Annotated in this window: 5 protein-coding genes and 1 pseudogene; 2 read left to right on the top strand and 4 right to left on the bottom strand. The window is 64.1% G+C overall.

The annotated features are described in order from the left end of the window. From ACRDTL_RS18015 to ACRDTL_RS18000, 4 genes are all read right to left on the bottom strand, one after another. A partial coding sequence (locus ACRDTL_RS18015) for an amino acid adenylation domain-containing protein (protein WP_431508059.1) occupies positions 1-4,136 on the bottom strand: 4,136 nt, incomplete at its 3' end. Between the two features lie 89 nt (positions 4,137-4,225). Next, positions 4,226-4,450 (bottom strand): MbtH family protein, encoded by a 225-nt coding sequence (locus ACRDTL_RS18010; RefSeq protein WP_431508058.1) that lies wholly within the window; start codon positions 4,448-4,450, stop codon positions 4,226-4,228. A 587-nt stretch (positions 4,451-5,037) separates the two neighbouring features. After that, a complete protein-coding gene (locus tag ACRDTL_RS18005) occupies positions 5,038-5,190 on the bottom strand; it encodes a TylF/MycF/NovP-related O-methyltransferase (protein WP_431508057.1) in 153 nt (50 codons plus the stop codon). Positions 5,191-5,243: 53 nt separating this feature from the next. Continuing rightward, entirely contained in the window at positions 5,244-6,512 is a 1,269-nt protein-coding gene (locus ACRDTL_RS18000; protein ID WP_431508056.1) for a glycosyltransferase, read from the bottom strand. 515 nt (positions 6,513-7,027) lie between these two features. On the opposite strand from ACRDTL_RS18000, the pseudogene ACRDTL_RS17995 reads away from it, so the two are divergent. Further along, positions 7,028-8,526, top strand: a pseudogene (locus ACRDTL_RS17995) (MFS transporter); the annotation flags it as partial. A gap of 406 nt (positions 8,527-8,932) precedes the next feature. Next, on the top strand, positions 8,933-9,541 hold a 609-nt coding region (locus tag ACRDTL_RS17990), incomplete at its 3' end, for an FAD-binding protein (RefSeq protein WP_431508055.1).

Raw genomic sequence — 9,541 nt, 5'->3', positions numbered from 1 at the left:
CCGGCCAGGTCCACCTCGAGGTTCAGGTAGCGCAGCAGCCCATAGGTCAAACCATCCGGCAGCGCCCGAAGCTGTTCTTTGGCCTCCTTGATCACCGCCCCCAGCGCGGCCTCGCCGGCCACCACCTGCGTCCAAGACAGCCCACCAACCGCCAACGACACCGGGTATTTGGTGGTAAACCACCCCACCGTGCGCGACAGGTCCACATCGGTGCCCAGCTCCTCGTGGCGTCCGTGACCCTCGACGTCGATGCCGATCGGCGCGCCGGGGTTGCCCAAAAATTCCGCCCACGCCAAGGCGAACGCGATCAACAAAATGTCTTGCACCCCGGCATGAAACGCCGCGGGCACCTCACCCAGCAGCGTCCGGGTGGTCTCGGCATCCAGCTCCACCGACAACAACCCGGCGCTGGCATACGTATCCACCGCGGGTTGCACCGCCGGCAGCGCGGCAGGCACCATCGCCACCTGCCGCCAGGCGTCCGCCTGCTCCACCACCTCCGGGCGGTGCGCGCGCTCAGCCAGCAGCGACGCCCATCGGGCAAACGACGTCCCGCCCGCCGGCAACACCACCGACTGCCCGCCGCGATGCTGAGCCCAGGCGATGTTGAGGTCCTCCAGCAAAATCCGCCACGACACCCCATCAACAGCCAGATGGTGAACGATCAACGCCAACTGGCCGGTGTAGGCCACCCACAGCGCGCTCAGCATCACCCCGGCGGCCGGGTTCAACCATGACCTCGCCTTTACCAGCGCCTCATCAGACAACGCGTCCACCGATTGCATGCACCCGTCGGCATCCACCGACCCGGCCTCGGCCACCTGTAACGACCAACCCCCGGCGCCGTCGTCATCAACACGCAGCCGCAGCATGGCATGTCGATCCAGCAAGGCCTGCACCAGCACCACCACATCGGCCTCGGTCACTCCCGCGGGAGCCTGCACCACCACCGTCTGGTTGAACTGCTCAACCGGGCCCTCCACGCCCTGCAGCCAGTGCATGATCGGGGTGGGCAGCACCGGCCCGTCGCCCTCATCGATCACGTCACCCGCACCGTCGGCCACCCTGGCCACCCGGGCCAGCCGGGCCACGGTCTGCTCGGCGAAAATATCGCGCGCCCTGCATACCACACCGGCCGCACGGGCCCGCGCCACCACCTGCATGGACAAAATGCTGTCCCCGCCCAGCTCGAAGAACGACTCATCCACCCCGACCCGCTCCAGCCCCAGCACCTGGGCATAGATGCCTGCCAAGACCTCCTCGACAGGGTTGGCCGGGGGCCGGTAGCGATCAACATCGGTGTATTCGGGTGCCGGCAGGGCGCGCTTGTCGAGTTTGCCGCTGACCGTCAACGGCAGCGTCGCCACCCCCACTACCGCGGCCGGCATCATATACGCGGGGAGGCGCTCCACCAGCTGGGCGCGCATTCCGGTTGGGTCTGCCGTCCCGGTCACATAACCCACCAGACGCTTATCACCGGGTCGGTCCTCGCGGGCGATCACCGCCGCCTGTTCCACCCCATCCAGCGCGGCCAGGGCTGCCTGGACTTCACCCAACTCGATGCGATGCCCGCGGATCTTGACCTGCTCATCGAGGCGCCCCAGATAGCGCAGCTGCCCATCAGCGCCCCAACACACCAAGTCTCCGGTGCGATACATCCGACTTCCCGGCGCTCCCGCGCCGCCAAACGGGCACGCCACAAACCGCGACGCGGTCAACGCGGACCGCCGCCAATACCCGCACCCCACCGCGGCACCGGCCACATACAACTCACCGACCACACCCTCAGGCACCGGATGCAACCACCCGTCCAGCACGAACAACGCCGCCCCCGACACCGGCGAGCCGATCGGTACCACGCACGACCCGCGTTTCAGCGCCGCGCTCAAGGCCACCCACATTGTCGTTTCGGTCGGGCCGTATTCATTGATCATCACCCGCCCGGGCGCCCACCGATCCACCAGCTCGGCCGGGCAGGGCTCACCGCCCACCAGCAGGGCCACCGACTCCAAACCCTCGGGTGAGAGCACTCCCACCGCAGACGGGGTTTGACACAGGACGCTGACCTTTTCGGAGACCAGTAAGGCGTGGAAGTCGTCCGGTGAACCGGCCACCGACTCCGGCACCACCACCAGCCGCCCGCCGTGCAGAAGGGCGCCGAAGATTTCCCAGCCCGAGATGTCGAAGCTATAGGAATGCCACTGCGTCCACACCTGCCCTGGCGCCGCCAAACGCGGATCCAGCGACGCCATCAGCTGGGTCACGTTGTGGTGGGTGATGGCCACCCCCTTGGGAGTGCCGGTGGTGCCCGAGGTGTAGATGAGGTAGGCCATGTCGTCCGCCGCAGGTGCCGGCAACGCTGTGAACGAGCAGCTGCCAATGCGGGGATCATCGACATCGATGACCGGCAGGTCATACCCGTCCAGCCGGTCGGCCAGCATCGTGGTGGTGATCGCAGCGATCGGCGCGGCATCGGCAACCGTGAACTCGATCCGGGCCGCCGGCACCGCCGGGTCGATCGGCAGATAAGCCGCCCCGGTCTTCAAAACCGCCAAAATCGCCACGATCGCCTCAGCCGACCGCGAAAACAGCAGCGCCACACACTCGCCCGGGCCTGCACCCTGGCCGGCCAAAAGGTGCGCCAACCGGTTGGCGGCCTCATCCAGCTCGCGATAAGTCCACGAACGCTCCCCGCAGCTAATCGCCACCGCTTCCGGGGTACGCGCCACCTGCGCGGCAAACAACGCCGGAACCGATATCGGCCTGGGTGCGGGCTGGGTCAACACCGCCCGGTTACCGATCTCATCCAACCGGGCTTGCTCAGGCTCTTCGAGCGGATCCACCGACGACAACGACCGTGTGGGGTCGGCGGTCATGGCCACCAACACCCGCTGCAACCGTCTCGCTAAATCGGAGGCGCCGAAATCCGAAAATGGCTGCTGCCCGGTGCCCGCCGTGCCGAGAAAGAGCTGGTCACCGATGCTAAAGAAGATAAACCCACAGTTGCCCACCGGGCCGAGATTGGTATAGGACGCCGACGCCGTGGCACCGCCGAAGGCCAGCGTAAATGCTGCCGGTTGGAAATTAACGCTCACCCTGTCGGCCGACTGCCCCGGGCCGCGGAGGTGGGCTTTACGCTCAAGGGCGTGCATCGGAAACCTCTGATGCTGCAGCGCTTCCCGTATGCGCGTGTCAACAAACTGACAAAAATCAGCAACCGTAGACTCCGGCGAAACCCTCAACACCAGCGGCACAACGCCGGCAAGCATCCCGGGAAGCGTCTTTGACTCCGGGCGTACTCGCCTGTTGACCGGAAAGTCGAGCACCACATCTGAACCCTGAGCGCACCACCCGCGCACCAAGAGTGCACACGCCGCGGTGATGATCGACGATCGGGGCACGTTCCACACGTGGGATAACTCTTCAACTCGGCGAACGACCACAGGGTCCAGTTGAACCGGCGCAGAAAGCTGATACGGATCATCCTCGCCCGCGGGTTGGGGCAACTGATAAGACGGTCCTGTTTCCTGCGGAAGGTTCCTGGCCCAATAGGCCTCATCGTCGAGATAATCGGTGGACGTTTCGTACCTTGACTCGCAATCAACCAACTCCTGCAACGAACCGAAGAAGGCAGGAGGAATGGGTGCGCCAGAAACAATTGCAGAGTAGACAGCTGCAATTCGCTGGCCAACCAGCGCAATGCCGGCTCCGTCCAGGACTATGTGGTGGCAGCCCGCGAACAAGTAGAATTCATCAAGCCGCGTCTGAAATAATGCAAATTTGAACAGCGGGCCACTGAGCGGCATTGGCCTGCGTTGGATCGATGATGCTAGCTGTTGGGCGTCCTGCACGGGGTCACGCGAGCAGCTCAGGTCGTAGAAGACCAGCTCGACATCCGGGCGATCGATCGCCCTTTGGAAAACCTGGCCATCCACCTCAAAGCAGGCGGCCCGGACTGGTTCGGCCTCTTGCATCACTCGGCGGATCGCCCACTCAAGGGCATCACGTTCTACCGTGCCCTCAATTCGCACGAACAGGCCAAGCTGCCACTCTATAGAGGAATGACCCGTTTCCTGCGCAAGCCATATGTCTAGCTGTGCGCGCGTCAGCGGAAGTGCTCGGCCATCAAGCTCCATCGGCTGGGCGCGCGTCAACGGAAGTACCCCGACATCAAGTTCCATCTATCTTCCCCAAAGACTCCCCGACCCCCCACGGTCTCACTGAATCAAGGCCCCGAGCCCTCTGCCAGCCTCTCGCGCAGACTCTTCGGCCGTATGTCGGTCCAGTTCTGTTCGATGTAGTCCAGACATGCGGCACGGTCGGCCTCGCCGTAAGCCACCCGCCAGCCGGCTGGAACATCAGCGAACGTCGGCCACAGGCTGTGTTGCTCCTCGTCGTTGACCACGACGAAAAAGCTGCCATCGTCGTCATCGAACGGGTTGATGCTCATCGGTTCTCCGACCGTCTAGTCCACATGCGTGAAACACTGCTCCAAACGATACTGAAGGTCCCAGGGCTGGTCCGTGGTTTCGACAAAGTTCCTGCTGTGGCTCTTGACACACCTCAGTAACTCCTGACACAACGCAGTAATTGGTGTGCCGCAGGGTCCCAGCGGTGGTGCCTTTCGGTGCTGTGACCTGCAGCTATGGGTTGGGCTTAATGGCGTTTCGCGCGATTGGGCAAGGGGGTACTAATGCCCCGAACAAACACCACCTCGATGCCGCTACAGTGGCGGCCTCGATAGCCTCGTGGGGAATTGTTACAGCCGGGCATGTCGTCGTCAACCTGAGCAAGCTCGATGGTGGCGTCATCCATGGTCAACATGGCCCGGGTCAGGCAGACCAGATACCGAGCCCCGAAGAGGCAGCGCACTGAGCCGACCTGTGTGGACGGGAACGCAGTCCTACAAATTGCCATGCCCATATTTGAGTCGCCGCCGACGCCATCGGCTCTCGTAAAAAATATGCAGAATTCTGCCCGGCTCACTATTTTTAACCACCCGACGGAATCAGAGTCCGGAAAATATCAAAAACAGTACTACAACAAGGATGGCAACCTCGATAACAGCGTGTCTTCGAACCAGCCAGGAAGAAAGCAGACCTCGTCATCCAGCACGCCGTACCGCTGGTGATTCGCCCTGGACTTCCGTTTTCCGGCATTGCGGCTAAACCCCACATGTCGTGCATCCATGGCGAGTTTTCCTCCAGCGCGGCGCCGATCACCCCACGGCCCGCCTTCGCCGGTCAGCCAACACGCCTCAGGCGGGCGAAATCTTCCAGGAGATCAGCGGCCGCCGCAACGCTTTCGGCGGGTTTGGTCATCCGGGTGGAGATCTCGCGGGCCCGGGCGACATATTGCGGGGCGAGGATGGTGCGCAGGTCCGCGACCAGTGATTTCGTGGTAGTGCTCGAAAAGCGCTGGGCGGTACCCACCTTCAGTCGTTTGACCCGAGTTCCCCAGATCGTCTGATTGATGTCCGTCGAAAGGATCAACGTTGGGACCCCGGCGCGCAGGCCCATGGCCGTCGTGCCCGCGCCACCGTGGTGCACGACCGCGCGGCAGGCCGGAAAAATGGTCGCGAAATTCACCGCACCCACCACCTTGACATGCTCGAAATGGGGGACGTCGCTGAAGTCACTCCAGCCGGCACAAACCAACGCCCGCTCACCTAACTGCGCGCACGCCGCACCGATCATGGCAAGCGTGTCGGCGGGAGACTCGACCGGCATACTGCCAAAACCGAAGAAGATCGGCGGTGTTCCCGCGGCAATCCACGACGCGACCACCTCATCGGCATCCGTCGGCACCTCCATCGTCAGCGCGCCGACAAAGGGCCGCCGGCCCTCCCATTTCGCCCATTCGGCTGCCAGCCCGGGAAAGCACACCTCGTCGTAAGCCTGGATTTCCAGCGATCCGCGTTCGGCGATCCGCCGCTGCCAGGGCCCGGTGGCCCTCGGCAGGCCCAGTTCACGGCGCCGCGCGTCTTCGACCTTCTTCTCCACGCGCCAACCCAGCCAGTCGTACACCGTCATTGCGGAGCGTACCAGCGGCGCCGGCAGGAATGGCAGGAGCTGGCCGTTGGCCCGCACCGGGAGGTAGTGGAGCGTGGCCAACGGAATGTCGTAATACTCCGCGACGTTGGCGGCAGGGCCCTCGAAAGCCAGGCCGGTGAACAGCAGGTCGGCCTCCTCCGCCAGTGACGTCAGCGTTGTGCACATCTGCCCCCAGCACTGGGTAAGGGGCTCCCAAAGTTCGCGCCACAACCTGCGCAGATTCTGAATCTTCCAGAAGGTGTGGAGGAAACACATCCAGAAGTTGCGGTACGCGTCCAGCCACGCTTGCGTGTCCAGCCCGTACGCGACCGCTGCAAGCCCAGCCGACTCGGCGAAGCCAACCAGGTCAGGCGAGACTGCAATGCGCACTTCGTGCCCACGGCGCAGCAGCTCACGGCCGATGGCGGCGCAGGGCTCGACATCACCGCGAGTCCCATAGCTTGCCAGCACAAACTTCACCGCGAATCTTTAGCCTTTCACTTATCGTGCGCGTCCTGCGAAATGAAAGCGGCAGCCTCCCGTCCCCTGGCTCAGCCGCCCGGCAGCATAACCCCAATGCCCGCGCTACCAACTGAAACCCAGACGTTTTTGGGCATGTGCATCTCGCCGCACAGACTTAGGGCTGCTGAGTATCGGTTGCCGGATTACGTTCTCCTACACGCCAGCGATACCCATCGCACCGGTCTCGCGAATCGGAACAAGCGAGGTCGTCAAGCGGCGGCGGTTGTGACGTTTCCGTTCAGCCATGATTCCTCACCGCGTCGTCGCCCAGTTCTGGTCGCGTAAGAAGGCGTGCACGATTGCAGGCGGTTTCTGCAGTCAGCGCAGGGCGTTGGTGGCTTCGCACTTACCCGGTGACCGAGAATGCCTATCTGGTTGGTTTGCGGCTAACAGTTCTTATGATTGCCGTAGCGTAGTCCACTGTGCCGGCTCTCAACGACGCAGAGCTCGGTGACTGTGTGCCCACCAATCCGACCACGCTGGGCCGTATGAGCAGGTACTCCCCGACGGGGCTGCCGTCTCGCACGTTTATCGCCGCGGTTACCGCTCTTGGCGGCATTCAACTGATGGCGATGATGGACTGCACCATCGCGGTCATCGCGCTTCCTAAGATCCAGAACGAGCTGGGCCTGTCTGATTCCGGACGGAGTTGGGTGATCACCGCCTACGTGCTGACCTTTGGCGGGCTGATGCTGCTGGGCGGCCGTCTGGGTGACACCGTTGGGCGGAAGCGCACCTTCATCGTCGGGGCTGCGCTGTTCACCATCGTCTCGGCGATGTGCGGCATCGCCTGGGATGGGACAGCCTCGTGGTGGCCCGGCTACTGCAGGGCGTAGCCGCCGCGATCCTCACACCGACCTGTATGGCGCTGATGGCGACGACGTTCCCGAAGGGACCGACGCGCAACGCCGCGATGGCCGTGTTGGGCGCGATGGGCAGCGTCAGCGCGGTGACGAGCCTGGTGGTGGGCGGGGCGCTCACCGAGGTGTCGTGGCGGCTGGTGTTTTTGGTGAACGTGCCGATCGGGCTACTGGTGATCTACCTGGCCCACACTGGGCTGCAAGAAACCCAGAAGGAGCGAATGAAGCTCGACGCCACCGGGGCTGTGCTGGCCACGTTGATGTGTACCGCAGCGGTTTTCGGCTTCTCGATGGCACCGGAGAAGGGCTGGGCGTCAGCCCCGACGATCGGTTCGGGTGTGGTGGGCCTGGGCGCTTTCGTAGCGTTTGTCGCGGTGGAGCGCACCGCGGAGAACCCCATCGTGCCGTTCAATTTGTTCTTCGACCGCAGCCGGCTGGCCACGTTCACGGCCATTTTCCTGGCCGGTGGGGTGCTGTTCGCCCTGACCGTGCTGATTGGCCTGTACGTGCAGGTCATTTTGGGCTATAGCGGCCTGGGCGTGGGCGTCGGCTTCATCCCGTTTGCCATTGCAACGGCCGTTGGGGCGGGCTTGTCGACACGGCTGGTGACGCGGTTCCCGCCGCGGGTGGTGGTGATCGCCGGCGGCATCCTGGTGGTGGGCGCGATGCTCTACGGCTCGAGGCTCCACCGCGGTGTCCCGTATTTCCCGAATCTGGTGGTGCCGCTCGTCGTCGCCGCTATCGGTATCGGCGTGATCACCGTCTCGCTCGCGCTGTCGGTGATCGCCAGCGTCGACTTCGACCGGATCGGGCCCACATCCGCGGTCGCGATGATGCTGCAGTGCTTGGGCGCGCCGGTGGTGCTTGGTGCCGTCCAGGCCGTCATCACGTGGCGCACGCTGTCCCTGGGCGGCACCAGCGGACCGGTGAAGTTGATGAACCCCGCCCAGTTGCATGCGCTGGACCAGGGTTACGCCTACGGCCTGCTGTGGCTGGCCGGGTTGTCCGTCCTGATCGGTGGGGTGGCGCTGCTCATCGGCTATACCGCGCAGCAGGTGGCGCACGCGCAGGAAGTCAAGCAAGCCATCGACGCCGGCGAAACTGTAGCCTGATACCCACCTGAGCGGACAGCAGATTTCTTACCCGGCGCGGGCAAGCAATTCGGCCTCGTCCATGACAAGTTTGATCGGGGCGGGCGTCTTGTCCGGTGAGCAGCCGTAGCGGGTAGGAGGAGTTCGGCCTCCATGTCCGAAAACACCCGCCCGGCCAAGAGATTTCGTTTTCCGACAGCCCTGACCTTGTTGCCAAGTAGACGTTTGAGCATCTCGATCTGCAGGTTACGTCGTCGCCCAGACTTAGGGCCGCGTAGGCTGTCCGCGGCTCTCACCGCAACGACACCTGGGTTCCACCGTGGCCGGGGCGGGGAACGTCAACCTGTCTGCGGCAACCGATGGTATGGTCGTCATTCGTTCGAACCGGGGCGAAGCTTTGGGCCATCATCCGTGGAGGAGCTCGATTTTGGCTGACAGCGAGCTGAATCCGCATGAGGCGGAACAGATTACGTGGGACGTGATTGTGGTGGGCACCGGCATGGGCGGGGGGACGTTGGGCTATTCGCTGGCCCGCTCAGGCCGCCGGGTGCTGTTCGTCGAGAAGGGGCGCTCGACACTGCCCGGGGCGCCGGGCACGATTCGCTCTTCGATACCGGAAGTGGCCGAACCGCTGGCGTGCCGTTCCGCAGAGGCCTACTACGACGTCTTGGCCCGGGCCGGACGCTGCGCCGACGAAGTCGAAGACGTCAGCGGGCGCTCATCGCGGAGGTATATGCCGCTGATCGGCAGCGGGACCGGGGGGTCGTCGGCCATCTATGGCATGGTCTGCGAGCGGTTTTTCGTTCGCGATTTCACTCCCCGGCAGGACTTTCATCACCCCGGCGAGTCCACCGTGCCAGAGGCCTGGCCGGTCAGCTACGACCAGATGCGACCCTGGTACGCCGCGGTCGAGAAGCTGCTGGGGGTGCGCGGCCAGCCCGATCCGCTGCGACCGGAGGCGGCCGAGGTCGATCTGCCCGCGCCACCGCCGTTTTCGGCAGACAACCAGCCGCTGGTCGACCATCTGACGGGTCAG

The organism is Mycobacterium sp. (assembly GCF_050700595.1).
Lineage (GTDB): Bacteria > Actinomycetota > Actinomycetes > Mycobacteriales > Mycobacteriaceae > Mycobacterium.
This window is presented reverse-complemented; position numbering and strand designations above follow the sequence as displayed.

Excerpts from the sequence above, each read along its gene's own strand:
- ACRDTL_RS18010 (WP_431508058.1), bottom strand. The coding sequence starts at position 4,450 with ATGAGCATCAACCCGTTCGATGACGACGATGGCAGCTTTTTCGTCGTG.
- ACRDTL_RS18005 (WP_431508057.1), bottom strand. The coding sequence starts at position 5,190 with ATGGATGCACGACATGTGGGGTTTAGCCGCAATGCCGGAAAACGGAAG.